This window comes from Nocardia sp. NPDC004573, from assembly GCF_053602135.1.
On record NZ_JBSGDA010000004.1, the window covers coordinates 283,249 to 302,271 of the forward strand.

The following is a 19,023-nucleotide window of genomic DNA, read 5'->3' on the forward strand; positions in this document are numbered from 1 at the left end:
CCCAGATCACCTACCGGCTCACGGCCAATCACCGACCAGTCTGGCGGGTGGATTTCCGCAGTGCCAGGGTCGAGTCCCGCTTCATTGTCGACCCAGGCTGTCGGCTTTCACTGAAATACCCAGGTTGAGCCTTCACACGACACCCAGGCACTGCCGGATCGGCTCGAGAAGATCGAGAATTACCGGACCGGTGATGTTGTTCCTTGCGAGGGACGGCACCCTCGTCAACGCTGCCATGCCCGGCAGTCGGGGTCTATCCGGGGTCGGGCACGTGTAGCAGACTACGGGCCCTGCTGGACCCCAGCGGGCAGCTGAGCGATCGGGTGTCGATATCGGCTTTTGCTGGCCTCCGGCTCGGTGCTACCGCCATTCACCGCCGACCCGCGGGGTCGACAGCGTCGGCCATCCTGATTGACAAGCTTGCCGCCGCCCGCGGCCTGCGGTGGTCAGTGACCTGTTCGGCGTTTGCCTGACCACCGCACGCCTGGGAACGGCTGGCCCAACTAGCCGGGCCGCCTACCTTGCCGTTCGCACCGACACCGACCGCACGACGGCCGGCTCCTGATCGTCGGTGATCACCAGTCCTGGCGCCTCATCCATGGAGGCGACGGCAGGGTGTATGACCCGATGTTGTTCTCTTCCCGTTCTCGCTGGATCCGTTTGCGTTCACGGCGGAGTTCGGCAGCGAGGTCGTAGATGATGTCGAGATCATCGTCCGTCCCGCCCATGACCTCGACCGCGGAGTCGCCCATCTCGACGAAGTAGTCCCAGTGCACAATTTCCTCGGCGGCGTGGCGAGGACACCCCGGGACGGTAACGATGGTGTCGTCATCGAAGATCCTCACGCGCACCCGCACGTCACCGGCGGCGCACGGCGAGTATCCCCAGCGCCGCCGGGACCGGTTTTCGCCCGCTCCGAGCATGCACCCTCGACTGTGCGTGGCCTCTGCCGTCATCGACAGCACCTCGGCCGCTTCCACCGCCGACGCGACCCGATCACGCAGCAGCCCGTCGGTGATCCGACGCAGACCACTCAATTTCAGTTCCACCCCGTAGTAGGCAGCGGCCACGGTCGCCGACTCGACCCAGGCGATCTCGGCGTCCTCTCGCACACGCTCTAGGTCCTTGATCACCTTCTGCACCGTGTCGCGAAAGTTCTCGCGGTGTTCGGCCTCGCATGGCACCACCCTGTGCGGCTGCCCGTCCGGCCAGGTCACGGTCACCGGCCGTAACCTGGCTGACAGCAGGGCACGCACCTGCGGTAACAGCACATCCACCGCAGCAACAACATCTTTCTCGACCGGGTCGGCCAACCCGTCGCGGCTGAGTTGCTCGGCATCCTCACGTCGTAAATAGCGCCTGACACCGTCGATCTCGACCGTCACCGGTCTCAGGAACGAATCCTGCTCTGCCTGTTCGTCGGCGCGGGCTTGCTCGGCGCGTTCATCGCCGCGACGCAAGGCTTCGGTGTACTTCACGCCTTCCTCAGCGGCGATGCGGTGAGCCCGGCGCCGACGGCGCGCACTGCTGTTCTTGGGCATGCCCTCGTCCAGTTCCGGCAGCGGTGCCCACGCCACCCTGCCTGCGACGAAAAATCATGCGAACAGGGAAAACGAGCTACCGCGGGCCCCGGGGAGGACCTTGGCCATCACTGTCACCGAACCAGCGTGGGCGGGGTGACTCCGGCGAAAAAGGTGGAGCGCGTGCGCGTCCTGACACTCCGCCGTCAGCTTACCGTCCCTGGCCCGCAGAACTGTCCATCTTGAACCGGGTTCGTGGAGCCGTGTTCCATCGCAGCTGGTCAGATGTGACGCATCAGCGGCTGCTGGAGGCGACCTGCGACCAGATCGGAATGCAAACTGGCCGGGAGGAGCTTGTATGCGGTCAGATTCAGCGGTTCCAGCCTTGTCGGTTCATGCGTTCGAAGTAGGCGTCATCAGCGGCCTGGATCTCGTCTTCGGTCATCGGCCTCGTGGGCTTCGTCCTGGATTCCGCTTGTCCGAAAGTTTCGCGAATCGTTTTAATCCCGGCTTCGACGCGTTCGTCGTGGATGAGTGGGCGCATCGCTTTCTCAGCTTTCGTGGCGGCGTCCCGTTCGGCAGCGGTGGTCGCCTGCAGGATGAGGCTCGCCAGCCGGTCTCCCCACCGGTGTGCGTCCCGGGTGAGATTCAGGTCGCGGAGGTGTCCTGCCGAATCGACGATCGCTGTGATGGCGCCGTTGCCTGCTGTACCGATGCCGCGTATGCGGGACAGGGCCGACTTGACCTGGCTGGCTTTGTTTTTCATCTCCTCAAGTGTGGCGTCGAGGTCTGGCGGCTCGCTCACAGCAGGTCCGCGAATTCGGCCTGTATGGCGGGGTCGTTGCGGACTTCCCGCAGCACGTCCAGGGGGCTTTGGGTTCCGAAGTACCCTTTGATCGTCGACTTCGTCGGGTCGGCGCCCCGCGCACGCAGGAGACGGACCGTGCCGATTCGATCTCCGCTGGAGGACATGATCGCCCAGTAGATCGGCGGCATACCCTTCTCGGTCAAGGCGTTGATGTCGGCGCCCGCGTCGAGTAGCCGTTGGACGATCTCGGTGAACCCGTATTGGGATGCGAAGTGCAACGGCGTCCAGCCTTCGTTGTCGCGACCGTTGACGTCCTCTGTGTCAAGCAGACGCGCCACGGCATCGACCTGCCCTTCCATCGCGGCGTAATGCAGGGGGGTTCGGCCCCATTCGTCTGGTTCGGTCATCTACTTCTGCTCCCGTCTGTGGCTTCTGTTTCCGGTCATGTCTTCGATGTGGAACCGCTCGGGGTGGCTGTTGACGTAGTCGTCGAACTCTTTCTGGGTCAAGCCGCGGCTTTGGGCATCGGCCAGCAGGCGCCGGTGCTCAAAGCCACTATTGTGGCCGAACTCCCACTTCGGGTTCACTGGATACAACGACCTGTTGGCCGCGTCGACGTAGTATTTGCCGTCCTCTGTCTTGGGTAGCTGCTGCACCCAGGGCTTATCGTCATAGGACTTGTTGATCGGTACCTTGACGTTCGGCTCGGATTCGACGACATAGAAGTCTTCTTTTTCGCCGGGCCGTCCCCAGGTTCGGGTTCTGGCGATGATCGTGTCTCTGGTCTGCTGGGTCAGGTGCGGGCGGCGGAGGTTGGCGAATGTCATGAACGGTCCGGGCGCGACGACACCGTCGGCGCCGGCCAGCGCTGGGCGCGCCCGTATCAGCGGGATCAACGCCTCGCTGCCGCGGGCAACGGCCTGCGACACCACGACCGGGACGCGGGCAGCTTCCGCGAGACCGATCAGCGCGCGAATGACCGCGGCGATGCGGGCGCCGTAGATGCCGATCGCAATCGCCATTCCGCCTTGCGCGGCGGCCGCCGACCCGCCGACGGTGAACGGCGCGGCGATCCACCCGAACGCCTGGTCCACAGCCACGATCGCGATGAGTTCGATGAGCGCACGCTTGATCGTGTTCTTGGTCTGTTCGACCGAATCCGCGTACGAGTCGCAGGATTTCGCGAGTTCATCACACACGGCCGCCAAGGCGTCGAACTGGCCCTTGACGATGTCGGCCTGCTCGAGCGCTTGGGGTGTTTCCGGGCTTTGCTGTGCCTCGATCAACTGCCGTGCGTTCGGCAACAGCCCGGCCGCGATACGAAGAGCGTTGGCCATGGTCCGCCACGCCGCGGCGATCTTTCGTAGCACGTCGGGGTGCCCATTTGGCCACAGCTCACCTTGGACCGCGCCTGTGACCCAGTCCCACCCGGTCGGCTCCGGGTCATGACCGCCGTAGACGGCTGGGGGTTCGGGCGGCTGGTAGACCTTCAGCGTCCCTGGCGGGAAAACGAGGTCGTTCGAGTTCGGTTCGGGCGTGGATTGCGAGTTCGCGTTGGCGTGGTTGGCGGCGGTGAACTGCAGCAGGTCGTGCATCTGCCCCACCGCGAGGGCGAGCTCGCCCAGCGCGTCAACGGTGTCCCACGCGGCCGGGTCGTAGTCGTTGCTCCACGCCCGGCCGGCGTTGTCCGAACCCGCGCAGCCACCGGACTGGCCCAGTACCTTCGCCAACGTGTCGACGCCGTAGATCAACGCGTTGTGCACGCCTTCGTAGGCCTCAGCGGCCTTCGTGAATCCCTGCGGATCCACCTGCACAACAGGCGGCGCCATTAAGGCCACATCCGGGTGTTGGCCTCGATCGCAGCGGTGTAATTCTGGTGCGCCTTCCTCGCGACCTCCCGCAGTTCATCGAGGTTCTCGCGCATCTCGTTCACACCGGTGACCCACTTATCGTGCGCGGACCGCTGCGCGGTCGCCGCCTCACTGGCCCACGTCAGGTGCAAGTCGGCGATGTGACGGTCGACCTCGCCCAACCAGTCCTCGACCGTGCGGCCGAACTTCTGCATCGTGTCGACCGCGGCATCGAGCTGCTCCAGATCGACGCGGTAGCGACCGCTGTCTGTCATGGGAGGTCCAATCCAGTCAACCCTGTGATCGCCTGCTGGGTGGTCGTGTCGCGGTTCTCGTAGCGGTTGGCGGCCTCAGCGAGGCTGGTGGCGGATTCCTCCAACGCAGCGATCACCGCCTCGGCGCCGTGTTTCCACTCCACCCACGACTCGTCGTACGCGCTAGCCGCCTTGCCTTGCCAGCCGTCGGCGAGGAGTTCCTTGCCGATAGTGCCATCGAGCCGCTTCAGCTCATCCCTGATGGCTTGGGCTTTCCCGGAAACGAACCGCGCTGCCTCCCGCAACCGGTCGACCTCGACCTGGAGTTCACCGGACACACCGCCACCCCCTGAGACCAGAAAACGCGCTTCACACAACCGAATTCGCCATCCAGGCTATCGGACATGATCGTGCACGACCTCGGCCCGTCGCATGCCTTGGACGCAGACATTTGGGGACTGATGTGTCGCTCGGCGGAGCATGTGTGCCACCCCATGTCGGCACGAGCGGATCGTGGCTGAAAATCCGTCGACGACGGTAGTTTCGCTGGCTACGGTGCGGGCCATGTCAAATGCTCTCCGGACCTCGCCCATTCTCGATGCGGTGCGGCTGCGGCCGTTGCGCGTGTCGGATGAACAGGTGGTCCGTGCGGCGCATGAGGCCATGGCCGACGACGACGGATTCCCCTTCGCGTTAGGTCTCACACCGGCCATGACATGGCCGCAGTATCTGTCGATGCTGGAGGACTACCGCCAAGGGATCAACCTGCCCGACGGTATCGTCGCGGCCACCAATTTGGTCGCCGCCGTCGACAACCAGATCGTCGGCCGCACTTCCATCCGGCATACCCTCAACGACGCACTACGCCGGCGAGGTGGTCACATCGGCTACGCCGTCCTGGCACAATATCGGCGCCGCGGCTACGGCACCGCCATCCTCCGCCACAGTCTCACCATCGCCCGCGCGATCGGCATCGAACGGATACTGATCACCTGCCACGACACCAACCTCGCCTCTCGGCGCATCATCGAATCCTGCGGCGGCGTATTCGAATCGGTCGAACCATGTACGGATGGCATTCTGAATCGCCGATACTGGATCGATTGAGCTGCCCTTCCGGCGCGGTTTCCTGCGTCGCCACGACTTTCAATTCGGAGGGATGGATTGCTCGATGCCTGAGGAGTCCATCAAGGAGAAGGTCGTCGTGTACGTCGTCCGTGACGGCAAGCTGTTGGTGTTCCGGCACCCCGACTTCTCCTGGGAGGAAGTCGGTATCCAGGATTCCCGCCGCAGCATCCGGGCCGGGGAAACCTCGGAGAGTTCAGCCGTACGAGAGGCGCGGGAAGAGACCGGGCTCTCGGAGTTCGAGATCGTGCGCAAGCTCGGTGAAGCCGACTACAACATGAGCCCGTACCGGTTCGAGATCCAGTGCTCGCTGACTGGGCAGAAGGCACGGGAGTGTCCGAGCACCACGGTGATCACCGCGATGTCGTAGAGGCGGGCGGCGATCTGTTCGAGCCGGTCCCAGCCTTTCATCGGGGTGATCTTGCCGACCCATACCAGGCACTGGCGGTGACGTGGGTCGGCGGTGAACGGCGGTAGCGGCGAGGCGGAGGCCAGCAAAGCGGGGATGGGCTCCGGGTCGCTCGGCTGCCCGTCGCGGTCCAGACGGATGCGTAGTCCGCTGTTCGGCCAGGTGGCTGGACCAGGGGTAATTCGGTCGCGGTCGATTCCGTTGTGGATCACGGCGGGTGTCTCGATGTGGTAGGCATCGGCGAGGTCGCGGGAGGCGTAGTGGCTGACTGCGATCACGCGGTCGGCGAGGTGCACCAGCTCATGTTCGACGGCGGCGAGGTCGTCGGCGCCGAGGGTGCGGGCGCTGAATTCCCCTCGCACGAGGACCGGCGCCCGGTACTCAGGTAGCTGGTGCAAGTAGGTCAGCGTTTCGGCTTCCCAGGTGGAGCAGTCGATCACGTCGGGGCGGATGCGGTCGAGGACGGCGGTGACGGATGCCCGGTGCGCGGTCATGTTCTCGGTGCGTGGAAGGGTGACTACCCGTGCACCGTCCACCGTCACCGGGTGCGGGGATTGCTGGATGATCAGGGTGACGGTATGGCCACGTGCGGCCATGCGGGCAGCAAGCGACCGGTAGATGGCGCAGATGCCACCGCGGGTAGGTCGGTGCAGATCGCGGTGGACCATGGCGATGTGCATCAGACATCCCGCATAGCGATGGCGTGCACACGCTCTCGCGTCTGCTGCCACGCCGAGTCGATGAGCCGTAGCCGCGTTTCGCGCACCGGCCCGTCCGGCAGCTCCCGGTGGATGCGCATTTCCCGGGTGAGCACGGTCGCAAGATTGACGACGAACGGTACCTCGATCCCAGCGGCGGTGACCGCGGTGTCGATGCGAGCCCGAAGTTCTGCGGTGGCGGCGCCGAGCTGGGCGTGCAGCATTGCCAGGTCGAAACCGGGCAGGAACAGTCCGGTGAATTCCCAATCCAGCAGGACAGTGGGGGCCTCCTCGCGGAGGAGGATGTTGCTGGCCAACGGGTCTCCGTGATTGAGCTGATCGACAGCACCGGCGCGGTCGACCAGGCGCAGCAAGGCGTCGCGGTCGGTGTCGGTGAGATAACCGCGGGCATGATAGCGGCCGATCCGATCTCGGTAGTCGAAGATCACGTCGAACGCCTCGGCGGGTGGCTGCCATCGGTTCAGAGCCTCGACTGTGCCGAGCACCGCGTCGATCTCTGTGTCGGCGAGTGACCGCTGCGGGTAGCGGTCGTCGTCGAGGCGCTGCCCGTTCATCCATTCCAGTGCCATGAGCCGGGTGTGATCGGTGTAGACCAGCTGCGGCACTGGCACGGGCGGCGCGGAGTGCGCGAAAACCTCGTACACCTCGAGTTCGTGCCGCCATTTCCCGGCCCAGAACGGGTCGGTGCCGAGTAGGCATTTCACGGCCACGCGCCTATCGGCGAAGCTGCCTGCGGCGAGCAGTGTCTTGTCAGTCTGCTGGAGCACCGTGTCGATGCGGATTCCGGCATTCTGGGTGGCGGTGGCGAGGTCATGCGGCAGTGTCGGCACGGCTTCCGTCCTCGATTGTGGTGATGATGCGGGCGGGCAGGTCGTTTTCGGGCTCGTCGCCTTGCCAGGCCGCGGCCAAGTCGGCGACACAGCACTGGAAGTAATCCTCCGCCAGTCGACGCCCTTCGGGGAGGACGGTCAGAGCATTCCAGTACAAGACAGCGATATAGAGGCGGAACCGTGCCGATTCGGTTGTGGTGGCCGGCCAGCGGGACCAGATGCGCTGAACGAGCCGACCGAACCCAGCGAGGCCCGCTGTGGCGGAAACTGTGGTGACGCACATGCTGCCGCTGTCGGGAATGCGGTGGTAGATCACCGTGGGTTGCGGCACGTGATGGAAGATGTCGAGGACACCACCTACACTGCATGCTGGGTGCCGGGCACAACCGACCCGCGTCGCTATCGGGTCGTCAACCAGGTCGACTCCAACGGCCCGACTGGCTACATCGAAGAACACTGGCGAAGCGACATCCGTTTCTATCTCGTCTTCGACCCCGATGATCGACTCGTCGACGAGAACGGGATGGCGAGCAGGCTCATAGCAGTCCGGTGCCTGCACCAGGACAGCCACGTGGAGGCCGAGTAGCGCCCATGCTTCCTATGCGACATCCACCAATTCGGCCAGATCTACGCAGTGGAGCAGGTGTGCCGAGATCTTGCACGCTTCCGCCGCCAACAGCTCGGTAGAGACCGATTGCACCAGCATCTCCAGCGAGACCCGGCGCGCGTATTCCTCGTCGAATGCGCGCACTCGCACCCCGATCGCGACGCTGGGCTCGTATGTACCGGCGACGACCATCGCTTGGAACGGACCTCGGTGCTCGCGCTCATCGTCAGGATCGTCCGGGTTGGGGTCTGTGTGCTCCAGACACCATGGGGGGCACTCTCCGTCGGAGGCAGTCAGCCGCAGGTCCGCGGCGTCGATCAGCATCTGCACTACCCGCCGAGCTTCATCGGCGGTCAATTCCAAGCCGACTCCGTGCGGATCCACCATTTCGATCACACACCTGCGTGATTCGCCATGATCGCGAGCACTGACTCGCATCGATATACGACGGACAACGCCGATAACTACCACTTCGGCGATTTCGAGCACCAATTCCGGTCCATAATGGACAGTGCCAACGCTGGGATTATTCATAACCCGCCCCTGGTGCGATTCACACCAGGGCGGGCATGAAAAATTCACGGCCACAACGACTCCCCACACTCATAGCCGACATCCGTGCCGCGCCCGACAGACTCAACTGTAACGCTCTGACATGGCGACTGACTAGGCGGGCGGGACATCCGGGCGGTTACGTCAACCGGTATTGCGACAGGACCGCTCCGTATTGAGCATTCAGGACACGACGTAAGCCTGGGGCGTAGCGGCCCAACCCAGAGCAGCTGGTCCGATCCGCGGCAGAACGCACGCACTCCCACCAGGCGTATGGACCCGCTAGCAGCCCAGTTCCTCGAGGAACGCGGCCGTCTGATCCCCGACCCCGACCGGCACCGCGATGTCCACGAGCACGCCAGTGCGACCCCGCTCGCACGACTCCCAGAAACGTTCGCCACCGGGCGGGCGAGCTCGGCGGTCAGCAGCGCCGCGGCCAGGTCCGGCCACGGTGCGCGCGGGCGGCCGCCGGCGAGCCACTTGTACGGAGTGTTCGGCGGATCGAGCGCGTTCGGCACTTTCGCGGCGCAGGACTTGTCGGTGGACCTTGCGGACCCGCTCCGCGACGCAAGGTGAGTGTTTCCGAATCCAGCCGCGCAACGATCGTCGTTAGCGCACGAGGTCCATTTCGTCTCCGCAGTACCAGATATGGCGTGATCGCTGAAAATCTGGTTCCATGGCATTGGAGGATCAGCAGGCTGGACAAAGGAAGAAAGTCCATGCCTACAGCACGACACTCGCAGGGTCTACCCCTTCCCTCCCCTGTGGGGCCGCCACCAACTCTTCGGCAGCAGTCAACGATCTCGATGATCGCTGTGTCGATCCTCAACGATCGCGCGCGTTTGTCGGCTCGGCGTAGTTTCGCTGCGATGGGCTGGCCGCCCGGACATCCCATCGTCTATTCAGTACATGGGCACGTCATAGCCATCCGCGGTACTTACGCGGGCACTTCACGGTTCAAGATCGGGGCACTCGGCCAGATATGGCTTCCCGCCCAAGTGTTGCGGGCCACCGGACTCCGACCGGGCGACCCGGTCGTGGTTCTCGCCTTGCCAGCCGACGGCCTGCTGGCGATCATTCCGGCACCACTCGTCCAGGACGCCCTGTCCACCATGGTGGCCGAGATAGTCGGTGCCGCATGAACAGCGCCGACCTCGAGGCCGCGCGTCTGCTGTTGCAGCGCCTGGATGTTCGCCCCGAGGATCTGCTGACCGCGCCTACCCACGTGACCATCCCGACCTTCGGTGAGTACGTTCCCCAAGTAGTCGACGCCGCTCCGGCCGGCGCCCGACGAACCTACCTGCCCTACTGGCAAAAACTCAGTAGCCGCTGGCCCGACCGCAGCATCGCCGACCCCACCGGCCTGGAACTCCAGCAACTCGTCGAGCACACACGACGCCACGCGATCGTGCGCCGTAACAGCCGGGAAGGCCGCAGCGCCGCCGAACACATGGTCGGCGCGATCCGGCGCCTCTACCGCCACGCCGTCGCCAGCCAATACATACCCGCCTCCCGAAACCCCGCTGCGGCACTGGACAAACCACGCCGCCAGCGCAGCTCCCGCCGCGCGCTATCCGCCCGCCAGCTCACCCAGATCAACCACGTCGCCGCCACCACCGGCGACGACCCCGACCTCGACACCCTCCTACTACGCCTGCACCTCGAGACAGCCTGCCGCACCGGCAGCGCCCTGCGCCTACGACCAGAAGACATCGACCCCGACCACTCCCAGATACGACTGTTCGGAAAAGGCGGCACCATCCACTGGCAACCGATATCCCCCACCCTCACCACTCGCCTGCTCCACCACAGAAGTCGTGGAGACGACCCCAGCCAGCAACTTCTGCGATACCGATATGGGCGCCCAATCACCCGCCGCCGCTACGACCACCTCTGGGAACGCCTCGGCCGCCACCTGCCCTGGATCACCACCCACCAGATCACCACCCACTGGCTACGCCACACCACCCTCACCTGGATCGAACGCCACTACGGATACGCCATCGCCCGTGCATTCGCCGCCCACGCCGAACCCACCGGACAAGACGGCGCCACCCTCACCTACGTCCAAGCAACCATCACCGAAATCGCCACCGCAGTCGCCGAACTCACTGGCGAACCACACCCACTCGCCACACCCGACGACACACTGACCGACCTGCCATTCAGAGGCATATTCTGACCGAGTTCGCACGACCACTCATGTTGCCCCCGACCGCGCACGGAGGCGGGCGCGTAACTCGTCGCGAAAGGTGATCAGGAGCAGGACGGCCCGGCCACGGAACCGAAGACCTGGTCCAGCGCCTCGGTGACATTGCCCACGACCGAACCCGTGCCCGCGTGCCGCGCACATGCGGCGGACCGGTCGTCGATCCCGCGCCCGGTCCAGGACGAGTTCGGCCAGGAGTGCGTCGAAATCCTCGAAGTGCGCTGCAGCACAGAGAACACGTCGAGGCCGGTGAGATCGTCCGGTAGCTGGGCTGTCCGGTAGAGGGGCCGCCGAACATATCGCCGCCACCTTCCTCGAGAAACTCGACGCCGTTCCCTGCGGCAGCGTCGTTGCCGGTCAGGTTCGTCGCGGAAACCGCAGCCGGGTGTGAATCGTCCCCAGGGACCACAGGTCTGAGGACAGCAAGCGAATGAGAACAGCAGGCTGATAGCTAATCCGCTCCAGTTCCGAAACTTGTGTCATTCCTGCCACTTTCACACTGAGGCGGGATGGCACAGTTGACTGTTACCGATCAGCGATCTAGTTTAGAGGTGTCTTCCGCACGGATCCCCGTCACTGGTGGCCCGTCTTCGTGTTCAAGTCCCCTCTCGCGCACAGATTCCCGTCAGTCGTGACACTTTTCGTGCCGCGTGTTGGAGTGCACTCTCACACACGGAGGACGACCAGTGGAAACACGCTCTGAACTGCATAGATTCGTGGCAGATCTGCCACTTCATGACAGTGGTGACCCCCTCGAAAAGTTTGCTGCCACTGCCGCCGGGAGGGGTGGTCGGCGGTGATCGCACCGGTCATCCCACCGCAGTCGCCGTTACAGGAACTTGTTCACGGACCGCTGGTCACGAACCGCGTGGTCCGTCCCGCCGATGACGATCTCGTCTACGGGCTCTGCTCCGTCGGAGACGGAGGCCGGATCCTCGACAAGATCACCTTCACCGCGCTGGACTGGCCTCCGGGCATGCGCCTGGAGCTGACGCGTCCGGATGCCAGAGTTCTGCTGGCCCGTCCAGTTCCCGCGGGTGGCATCGCCATGACCGAGGGCGGGTACTTCCGCGTTCCGTACCGGCTGCGGCGCCGGGTAGGTCTGTTGATCGGACAGCGAACCCTGCTGATCGGGCACCGCAGCCGCCGTGTTCTGCTGATTCATCCGCCCGCCGCGCTCGAGGAGTTGTGCGCCGCGAGCCTGCGGCTGCTGGAAGCGGGGGCGTGATGACCGCACTCGCCCCTTCGACCGCGACTGCGGAGACAGTAGCCGCCGCACGGTTGCTGTTGACCCAGATGGGCATCGCCCCTGCCGATCTCGTGACTCCCGACACGCGGATGCCAACCTTCGAGGAGGTGATCCCCCAGGTCCGGGCTCGGCTGTCGGAAGGCACGCTGCGCACCTACAACACGCATTTCGAGCACCTGCTCGCCCACTGGGCCCAGCGCCGCCTCAACGAGCCGACCAAAGCCGACTTCGAAAAGATGGCGGCCGGCATCCAGGCCAACACACGGGTCAACCGCGCCTCCCGCGGCGGCACCAGCGCGGTCGAACACTTCATCAGCGCCACCCGATGCGTGTACCGCTACGCCGAAGACACCGGCTGGATCCGGCCCGTCGACAACCCCGCCCGCAAACTCACCATGCCCACCCGACAGCCCTCCCACCGCTATGCGATCCCGTCGAATCAGTTGGCCGAGATCTGGACGGTCGCCGCGACCACCGGCAATGACCCCGACCTCGATTCCCTGATCCTGCGCCTGCACATCGAGACCGCTTGCCGTCGTGGTGGTGCCCTGGCGTTGCGTCCGCACGATCTCGACGCAGATCAGTGCCTGGTCTATCTGCGGGAGAAGGACGGTACCGACCGCTGGCAGCCGGTGTCGCCCACTTTGATGCGGCACCTGCTCGAGCACGCCGCCGAACGTCACAGCCCGCGCTCGGGGCAGTTGCTGCGCTACCGCAACGGAAAGCCCATCACATCACGACGTTTCGACCACATCTGGAAACGGATCGGGCAAACCCTGCCGTGGGTCGCCACGCAGGGCGTGAGCATGCATTGGCTGCGCCACACCACACTCACCTGGGCAGAACGCACCTTCAGCTACGCCGTCGCCCAGAAGTACGCCGGACATCACAGCAAGAACAACGGCACCACCGCCACCTACGTCAAAGCACACATCACCGAGGTCGCCGCCGCGGTGGCCGTGCTGACCGGCGAAGCGCATCCGCTCGTGCCCGCGTACGGCACGCCGGACCGTCCGCACGCCGAGCCCGCGACCGAAGGAACCCTCTCATGACCGAGATCGCGCTCGCCCCGCCCACGGCAATCGCGCGGACGCCATCAGCGGAGGCAGCCACACCGAAGTCCCGTGCGCACGGCTTCTTCTGGACGGTGCTCACCGCTGCGGCCACGGTCAGCATCACCGGCAACGCCACCCAAGCTCTACTGCACGACACGGCGTTGCCCGTCGTGGCCGCTGCGGTCGCGATCATCCCACCCCTGGCTCTACTGGCGGCGGTGCACGGGGTGACGGTCCTGGCGCGTGCGCACACTGCGACCCGCGCCGCACGGTGGGTGGCGACCGCGATGACGGTTCTCATCGCGACCGGTGCGTTCTGGCTCTCCTTCACTGCCCTACGGTCGCTGGCGATCACCGCCGGAGTTCCTCAGAGTGAAGCGTGGATATGGCCGCTGATCATCGAAGGATCCATGGCCCAATCCACCGTCGCGCTACTCGCCCTCGCCCACTCGACCCTCAGCGAGAAGCGTGCGCACGGTGACGACCCGCGCAACGACGACTCCGTACCGCAGGCGAATCCTTCGTTCGCGGACGACGAGCTCGTGCACACGCCACCAGATGTACTCGAGCCGGTTCTCACGGCGCCGCACCTGGCCGACGTCACAAGCCAAGATTTTGCGGACGTTGCGGCGCGTTTGTGCGCACGCGATCCGGCCGGGAGACGAGATCCCGAACTCGTGGCCAAAGCTTTGGCCCACCATCACCGCGACGGTTGGAATCTGACCCGCATTGCCAACGAATTGAACAGGAGCCGGTCGACGATCAGCCGGATACTCAGCGAAGCCGCAGCCCTTTCGCTCCCGCGAAACGGCCTGTGAAAACCAGACGACGAGCATGATGGCTCATGTCGTGAGCGCCCCTGCCATCTAGTGGCAGGGGTCGCCACGCACGAGCGGACACCGCTCAGAGGTTGCGCATCCAGGCCAGGTCCCGGCCCGGGAACGCAAGTTCGGTGGTCAGCCACGCTGGGTCCGAATCCCTACGGCACCGCCCGCGTGGCTGTCTCCTATGTCGAGGAGTTGATGTTGCCGCCTGCCGCGCGCTACATATGCTTGACCGATGCGGATCACGCGACAGCAATGAGGCTGCACCTGGCGCCGAGCCGTAGTCGTTCGTGCGCACATGGGGCGCTCGATGAGGTGGGCAGACAGGTAGTCGATGCCACCTCACGGCGGTCCTGAAGGATGCCGAAGCGCAGTGAGGCAGCGGACTGGGTACCGGGGCAAGGGCATTCGTCGGTAAGGCTGTCGCCCCCACCTTCTCAATTTCATTACATTTCATTCCATTCCGCCGATACGAATTGAACGGCATAGCTTGACCGACCAGCACGAGACATCCTGCTTTCGCGCCTCGGATCTTCAACTCCGCCCGTCTGATGACTCCCCGGTCTGAATCGCCCCGGTGAGTCCGGAGACTTATTGGTGTGACAGCTCAGCAGGTTGCTGGGCTGGGTTCTGAGCGTAGTAGGCGGCTTCCATTTCGGCGGGTGGGACGTCCCCGCAGTACTGGTAGAGGCGCCGGTGATTAAACCAATCCACCCATTCGGCGGTGGCGAACTCGACATGATCGACGCTGCGCCACGGGCCGCGGGGCTTGATCAGCTCGGTCTTATAAAGGCCGTTCACGGTCTCAGCGAGAGCGTTGTCGAAGCTCGAGCCCACCGCGCCGACGCTGGGCTGGATCTCTGCTTCGGCGAGCCGCTCGGTGAACGCAATCGGTGTGTATTGCGAACCCCTATCCGTATGGTGCACAACATCGTTCACATTCCATCCGGCACGCTCACGGGTCCAGATCGCATGCTCGATCGCATCGAGCACCAGTGCCGTGGTCATCGACGTGCCGGTGCGCCAGCCGATGATCCGGCGGGCGTAGGCGTCGATCACGAACGCCACATACACCCAGCCCGACCACGTCGACACATACGTCATGTCGGCGACCCAGAGCCTGTTCGGTGCGGCCGGGGTGAACCTGCGTTGCACCAGATCCGCCGACCGCGGTGGGATCGGATCCGCGATCGTGGTGCGTTTGACCCTGCCGCGCACCGCACCCCGCAATCCGAGCTGCCGCATCAACCGCTCAACGGTGCAGCGGGCCACGGTGATTCCCTTCCGATTGAGTTGAAGCCAGACCTTTCTGGCGCCGTAGATGCCGAAGTTCTCGCTGTGAACACGTTGGATGTGCACCCGCAGTTCCTCGTCGCGGGCCTCCCGAACGGTCGGGTTCGGATCGCGGTGCGCGTAGTACGTCGATGGGGCAATCCGGACGCCGAGCTCGGTGAGCGTGGCGCAGATCGACTCGACACCCCATCGCAGGCCACCGTCGACTCGGTGGCCCTGGTGTTCGCTGATATACCTGACGGTCAGCGCTGTGGCCGGTCCAGTTCGGCCGCGAAGAAAATCGACGCTGATTTCAGAATTGCGTTGGCGCGCTTCAGTTCTGCGTTCTCCCGGCGCAACCGCTTCAGCTCCTCAGACTCCTCAGTCGTGACACCGGGACGAGCGCCGCCATCGACCTCACTCTGACGCACCCACCCACGGACCGTCTCCGGGTGCCCGACTCCCAACAACTCGGCGACAGCCCGCATCGCCGCCCACTCCGAGCCATGCTGATCACGGATCTCGACAAACATCCGCACGGCCCGCTCACGCAGCTCGGCCGGGTACTTCCTCCTCGACGACACGACTCCATCCTCCTCAAGAGATGAAGTCTCCCGACACGCCGGGGCGATTCATCGGTAGGCCCGATGTGGTGCTGAATCCTACTGTCTCAGCGATTTTTCGCATCCGCCCAGTGGCATTGGCAGCTAGCGGCGAACACGCCTGACGGGTTGAACACAGAGAATCAGCCGGGCCGGGCAGGCTCGCTATCCGGGACCGAGCTTTATCACCGCAGCGCTAGCGCTATTCCCCATTAGCCCGAACCGGCTCGTGTTGACCGCGCACGAAGAGTCGATCTTGAAGGCACCGTTTACACTTACGCCGGAAGAAACCAACGCGGTCAACGGTTGTCGATGCTGCTCGCGGCCCACCGCCGTGCGACATCGGCCGGCGTGAGCCTGCACCTGGTCCAACGGCCGGCCTTCCCTGGACCGGCTTCTGCACCGGACGAACACCCACGTGCACCTGACCTCCACGCGCGCGGCGCGCATGGACAAGGCCGACTGCGACCCGCGACGGCCCGCGACCCCGTGGAGGGGCCGCGGGCCCGGTGTGGTCAGCGTCGGCGAGGTCCGGCTTGCGCGCGTGCCTCGGCGGCGTCCAGGTCGGCCGCGTCGGTCAGGGTCGCGTTGTCCTCGTAGGTGACCGAATCCGGGACGGCTTCGCTGCCGACCGGGTCGGCGTCCCACACGTTGCCGCGGTAGACCACGTTGTCCAGCGGCGGGTGGACGTGCAGCACGGCGGTGTTGTCGGCGCGCCGCACCACGTTGTCCGCCACCGTCACCCACGCCGCGCCGTAGTCGGTGTAGAGGGCGAAGTTGTACGGGGTGCGGGTGTCGGTGACGACGTTGCCGCGCACCACCGCCCCGTCCTCGTGCGATTCGCCCTGCGGCCCAGACACATAGATGCCGCCGCCGTCGGCCAGCACGCCCATCGCGCCGGTGACGTGGTTGTGCAGGATGCGCGTGCCCTTCGCCGGGCCGCCCACGATCCCGCAGTGCGGGACGTCGTCCACGCGGTTGTGCGCGACCGTGCAGTCCACCGTGGCCAGGAGGGCGATGCCGGGTGAGCCCGAGTGGTCGAGCCCGACGCGGTGGACCTCGTTGTCCTCGACCACCGCCCGGTAGGTGCCGGTCAGGGTGATGGCGCCGGCGGCGAGGGTATCGAACCCGCACCCGCGCACCACGGTGTCCGCGCCACCGGTGACGCCGAGCGCGGTCGAGCCCAGGCGGGTGAAGCGGCAGCCCTCGAACCGGATGCCGGTGGTGTCGACCAGGGACGCGCACGCCGGGATGGTCTCCGGCTCGCCGGTGACGGTCAGCCAGGACTGGCCCTCCACGACGACCACGGTGTCGATCCGGCCGCCGTCGTGGAAGCCGCTGCCGTGGTAGTGCAGGAAACCCCGGTCGCTGGTCGGGCGCAGCCAGGTGGTGTCGGCGAAGATCAGGCCGCGGAAGGAGATGCCGCCAGCCCCCGTCGCCACCAGCAGGGTGTCCCGTTCCGGAGCGACGACCTGGGTGGCGGCGGGGTCGTCGCCGGGGCGCGGGAGGTAGTGCAGGACGTGCTCGCCCGGGCGGGAGCGGTCCAGGACGAACGTGCCCGGTTCGGTGAGGAAGGACGGGTCGTTCTCCACGCGGGTCGGCAGGCCGGGGCCGGAGGAGGTCTGGCCGTCCCAGGAGGAGTTGTAGAGCTGCCGGGCCCAGGAGAAGGCGGGCTGCTTCATGGTGATCGTGCCGTCCGCGACCGACTCGACCGCGAGCCGGGCCTCGGTCCACGGGTAGACGCCCCGGTGGACGAACTCGGCGCCCGCTCGCCAGTCGAGGCGAGCATTCGTGACGTAACCCCACTCGTTTTCACTCACTTCGCCCGGGATCCCGTTGATGGCGGCCCGGTCGACGCGCCGACCATCGACGGTGAGGTGGCGGGTGTCGAGCGTGCCGACGTCCACGACCCAGACGCCGTCACCGCCCACCCGCCAGCCGGTGATCACCCGTCCGCCTCCGATCACCACCTCGTCCTGCGCGGGTGTACCGAACCCGTTCGCCTGATAGGTGATCCGGCTGCCTTCTCGCGCGGAGTCCTCCTTGGTGAACTCCCACGGGCCGGGGTAGGTGCCCGCCCGCACGTGGACGACCACGTCGCCCACCGCCTCCCGGGCCGCCCTCCGCGCCCGGTCGATCGTGGCGAAGGGCCGTTCCGGGGTGCCGGGGGCGTCGTCGTCGCCGTTGAGGGCCACGTGGACTTCGGTTGTGTATGACATAAACACATTTATACTATAAACAGGAGGTATCGGGTGACGCAGGACAACGAGCGGGTCGAACTGCTGTGGCGCGACGAGGACGCGCGGCCGGGGTTGAGCCCGGACCGGGTGGTGGCCGCCGCGGTGGAGGTCGCCGACGCGGAGGGCCTGACGGGCTTGTCCATGCGCAAGGTCGCCGAGCACCTGGGCTTCACCACGATGTCGCTGTACCGGCACGTGCCCAGCCGGGAGCACCTGGTCGACCTCATGCGCGACGCCGTCCTGGACGCGCCCGCGCCCGCCGACACCGGAGCACCGTGGCGTGAGCGCCTGGAGACGGCCGTCCGGCACGGCTGGGAGCTGCGCAAACGCCACCCATGGCTGGCCGAAGAGCGCAGCACGCGGCACCTCCCGGGGCCGAACGCGCTGGCGCACTACGAGCACCTGCTGAGCATCCTGGCGAGCACGCCCCTGCCGCCGGCGGAGGTCGTGGCGGCCGCGGGCCTGCTCGGCCGCTTCCTCGACGCCGAGGCCCTGGCGCTGGTCGAGGCGGCGCGCGCCGAGCGGGACAGCGGGGTGAGCGACGAGGAGTTCTGGGGCGCACGCGACGGGCTCTGGTCGCGGATGAGCCGCTACCCGACCCTCACCGCGCTGTGGGAGACGGGCGGTTTCGAGCAGCCGGACCCGTTCGAGTTCGGTCTGGCGCTACTGCTCGACGGCATCGAGTTGCGCGTCGCACAGCGTGAGGGAACGCGTGACGAAACCTGCGCGATGTGCGGCGAGCCGATCGAGCAACCCGCTTCGGGCCGTCCGCGCGCCTACTGCTCGCGAAGTTGCCAACAACGCGCCTACCGCAGCCGGAAGCGCTGACACCACCGGCATCACGCCGGCGCGGTCAGGTCCTCCAGGCGGACCGTGCCAGTCTGACCGGTCACCTTGC

The 19,023-nt window shown here is 65.8% G+C and carries 21 protein-coding genes; 8 read left to right on the plus strand and 13 right to left on the minus strand.

Annotated elements, in window-relative coordinates:
- Positions 1-575 precede the first annotated feature (575 nt).
- The 6 genes from ACWEKR_RS08930 to ACWEKR_RS08955 all read right to left on the minus strand — a co-directional run bounded on the left by ACWEKR_RS08930 (position 576) and on the right by ACWEKR_RS08955 (position 4,770).
- Entirely contained in the window at positions 576-1,541 is a 966-nt protein-coding gene (locus tag ACWEKR_RS08930) for a hypothetical protein (protein WP_452353991.1), read from the minus strand.
- A 349-nt stretch (positions 1,542-1,890) separates the two neighbouring features.
- Positions 1,891-2,325, minus strand: coding sequence for a YbaB/EbfC family nucleoid-associated protein (locus tag ACWEKR_RS08935; RefSeq protein WP_452353992.1), 435 nt, complete (start codon positions 2,323-2,325; stop codon positions 1,891-1,893).
- On the minus strand, positions 2,322-2,735 hold the full coding sequence (locus tag ACWEKR_RS08940; RefSeq protein ID WP_452353993.1) for an ankyrin repeat domain-containing protein: 414 nt from the start codon (positions 2,733-2,735) through the stop codon (positions 2,322-2,324). Before ACWEKR_RS08940 ends, ACWEKR_RS08935 begins: the two co-directional genes overlap by 4 nt.
- Positions 2,736-4,157, minus strand: coding sequence for a WXG100-like domain-containing protein (locus ACWEKR_RS08945; protein ID WP_452353994.1), 1,422 nt, complete (start codon positions 4,155-4,157; stop codon positions 2,736-2,738). It lies immediately after the preceding gene.
- Complete coding sequence (locus ACWEKR_RS08950) at positions 4,157-4,453, minus strand: WXG100 family type VII secretion target (protein WP_452353995.1); 297 nt, start codon at positions 4,451-4,453, stop codon at positions 4,157-4,159. Before ACWEKR_RS08950 ends, ACWEKR_RS08945 begins: the two co-directional genes overlap by 1 nt.
- A complete protein-coding gene (locus tag ACWEKR_RS08955; protein ID WP_452353996.1) occupies positions 4,450-4,770 on the minus strand; it encodes a WXG100 family type VII secretion target in 321 nt (106 codons plus the stop codon). The genes ACWEKR_RS08950 and ACWEKR_RS08955 overlap by 4 nt, the downstream gene beginning before the upstream one ends.
- 175 nt (positions 4,771-4,945) lie before the next feature.
- On the opposite strand from ACWEKR_RS08955, the gene ACWEKR_RS08960 reads away from it, so the two are divergent.
- Positions 4,946-5,539: a GNAT family N-acetyltransferase gene (locus tag ACWEKR_RS08960; protein ID WP_452353997.1), complete on the plus strand. Its 594-nt coding sequence runs from the start codon at positions 4,946-4,948 to the stop codon at positions 5,537-5,539.
- Between the two features lie 64 nt (positions 5,540-5,603).
- Entirely contained in the window at positions 5,604-5,927 is a 324-nt protein-coding gene (locus ACWEKR_RS08965) for an NUDIX domain-containing protein (protein WP_452353998.1), read from the plus strand.
- Here ACWEKR_RS08965 and ACWEKR_RS08970 read toward each other — a convergent pair.
- Genes ACWEKR_RS08970 through ACWEKR_RS08985 form a run of 4 tightly spaced genes read right to left on the minus strand, consistent with a single transcriptional unit; the run spans position 5,828 to position 8,725 of the window.
- Complete coding sequence (locus ACWEKR_RS08970; protein ID WP_452353999.1) at positions 5,828-6,646, minus strand: glycosyltransferase; 819 nt, start codon at positions 6,644-6,646, stop codon at positions 5,828-5,830. The two genes, ACWEKR_RS08965 and ACWEKR_RS08970, sit on opposite strands and share 100 nt — an antisense overlap.
- Positions 6,646-7,515, minus strand: a complete 870-nt coding sequence (locus ACWEKR_RS08975) for a phosphotransferase family protein (RefSeq protein WP_452354000.1) — start codon at positions 7,513-7,515, stop codon at positions 6,646-6,648. Before ACWEKR_RS08975 ends, ACWEKR_RS08970 begins: the two co-directional genes overlap by 1 nt.
- Positions 7,496-8,086: a hypothetical protein gene (locus ACWEKR_RS08980; RefSeq protein ID WP_452354001.1), complete on the minus strand. Its 591-nt coding sequence runs from the start codon at positions 8,084-8,086 to the stop codon at positions 7,496-7,498. The genes ACWEKR_RS08975 and ACWEKR_RS08980 overlap by 20 nt, the downstream gene beginning before the upstream one ends.
- Before the next feature lie 27 nt (positions 8,087-8,113).
- Entirely contained in the window at positions 8,114-8,725 is a 612-nt protein-coding gene (locus ACWEKR_RS08985) for a DUF6907 domain-containing protein (protein WP_452354002.1), read from the minus strand.
- A gap of 755 nt (positions 8,726-9,480) precedes the next feature.
- On the opposite strand from ACWEKR_RS08985, the gene ACWEKR_RS08990 reads away from it, so the two are divergent.
- Both ACWEKR_RS08990 and ACWEKR_RS08995 read left to right on the plus strand, forming a co-directional pair.
- Positions 9,481-9,816 carry an AbrB/MazE/SpoVT family DNA-binding domain-containing protein gene (locus ACWEKR_RS08990; protein WP_452354003.1) on the plus strand — a complete coding sequence of 112 codons (336 nt, stop codon included), beginning with the start codon at positions 9,481-9,483 and terminating at the stop codon, positions 9,814-9,816.
- Positions 9,813-10,856 (plus strand): tyrosine-type recombinase/integrase, encoded by a 1,044-nt coding sequence (locus ACWEKR_RS08995; protein WP_452354004.1) that lies wholly within the window; start codon positions 9,813-9,815, stop codon positions 10,854-10,856. The genes ACWEKR_RS08990 and ACWEKR_RS08995 overlap by 4 nt, the downstream gene beginning before the upstream one ends.
- 74 nt (positions 10,857-10,930) lie before the next feature.
- On the opposite strand, the gene ACWEKR_RS09000 is transcribed toward ACWEKR_RS08995, so the two are convergent.
- A complete protein-coding gene (locus tag ACWEKR_RS09000; RefSeq protein ID WP_452354005.1) occupies positions 10,931-11,113 on the minus strand; it encodes a hypothetical protein in 183 nt (60 codons plus the stop codon).
- A gap of 566 nt (positions 11,114-11,679) precedes the next feature.
- Here ACWEKR_RS09000 and ACWEKR_RS09005 point away from each other — a divergent pair.
- From ACWEKR_RS09005 to ACWEKR_RS09015, 3 genes are read left to right on the plus strand one after another with little or no spacing between them, the layout of a single operon-like run.
- The gene (locus ACWEKR_RS09005) at positions 11,680-12,111 is read left to right on the plus strand and encodes a hypothetical protein (protein ID WP_452354006.1); all 432 of its coding nucleotides are present in this window, start codon (positions 11,680-11,682) and stop codon (positions 12,109-12,111) included.
- Entirely contained in the window at positions 12,111-13,184 is a 1,074-nt protein-coding gene (locus ACWEKR_RS09010) for a tyrosine-type recombinase/integrase (protein WP_452354007.1), read from the plus strand. The genes ACWEKR_RS09005 and ACWEKR_RS09010 overlap by 1 nt, the downstream gene beginning before the upstream one ends.
- Positions 13,181-14,005 (plus strand): DUF2637 domain-containing protein, encoded by an 825-nt coding sequence (locus tag ACWEKR_RS09015; protein ID WP_452354008.1) that lies wholly within the window; start codon positions 13,181-13,183, stop codon positions 14,003-14,005. The genes ACWEKR_RS09010 and ACWEKR_RS09015 overlap by 4 nt, the downstream gene beginning before the upstream one ends.
- A gap of 597 nt (positions 14,006-14,602) precedes the next feature.
- Here the strand turns inward: ACWEKR_RS09015 and ACWEKR_RS09020 are convergent.
- Together ACWEKR_RS09020 and ACWEKR_RS09025 are read right to left on the minus strand one after the other, a co-directional pair.
- Positions 14,603-15,816, minus strand: a protein-coding gene (locus ACWEKR_RS09020) for an IS3 family transposase (RefSeq protein WP_452354009.1) whose coding sequence is annotated in 2 segments (ribosomal slippage) — positions 14,603-15,585 and positions 15,585-15,816 — 1,215 coding nt in all. Because the reading frame shifts where the segments join, the coding sequence is not laid out codon by codon here.
- A 584-nt stretch (positions 15,817-16,400) separates the two neighbouring features.
- Positions 16,401-18,104 (minus strand): right-handed parallel beta-helix repeat-containing protein, encoded by a 1,704-nt coding sequence (locus tag ACWEKR_RS09025; RefSeq protein ID WP_452354010.1) that lies wholly within the window; start codon positions 18,102-18,104, stop codon positions 16,401-16,403.
- 33 nt (positions 18,105-18,137) lie between these two features.
- On the opposite strand from ACWEKR_RS09025, the gene ACWEKR_RS09030 reads away from it, so the two are divergent.
- Positions 18,138-18,953, plus strand: a complete 816-nt coding sequence (locus ACWEKR_RS09030) for a TetR/AcrR family transcriptional regulator C-terminal domain-containing protein (protein WP_452354011.1) — start codon at positions 18,138-18,140, stop codon at positions 18,951-18,953.
- Positions 18,954-19,023 lie beyond the last annotated feature (70 nt).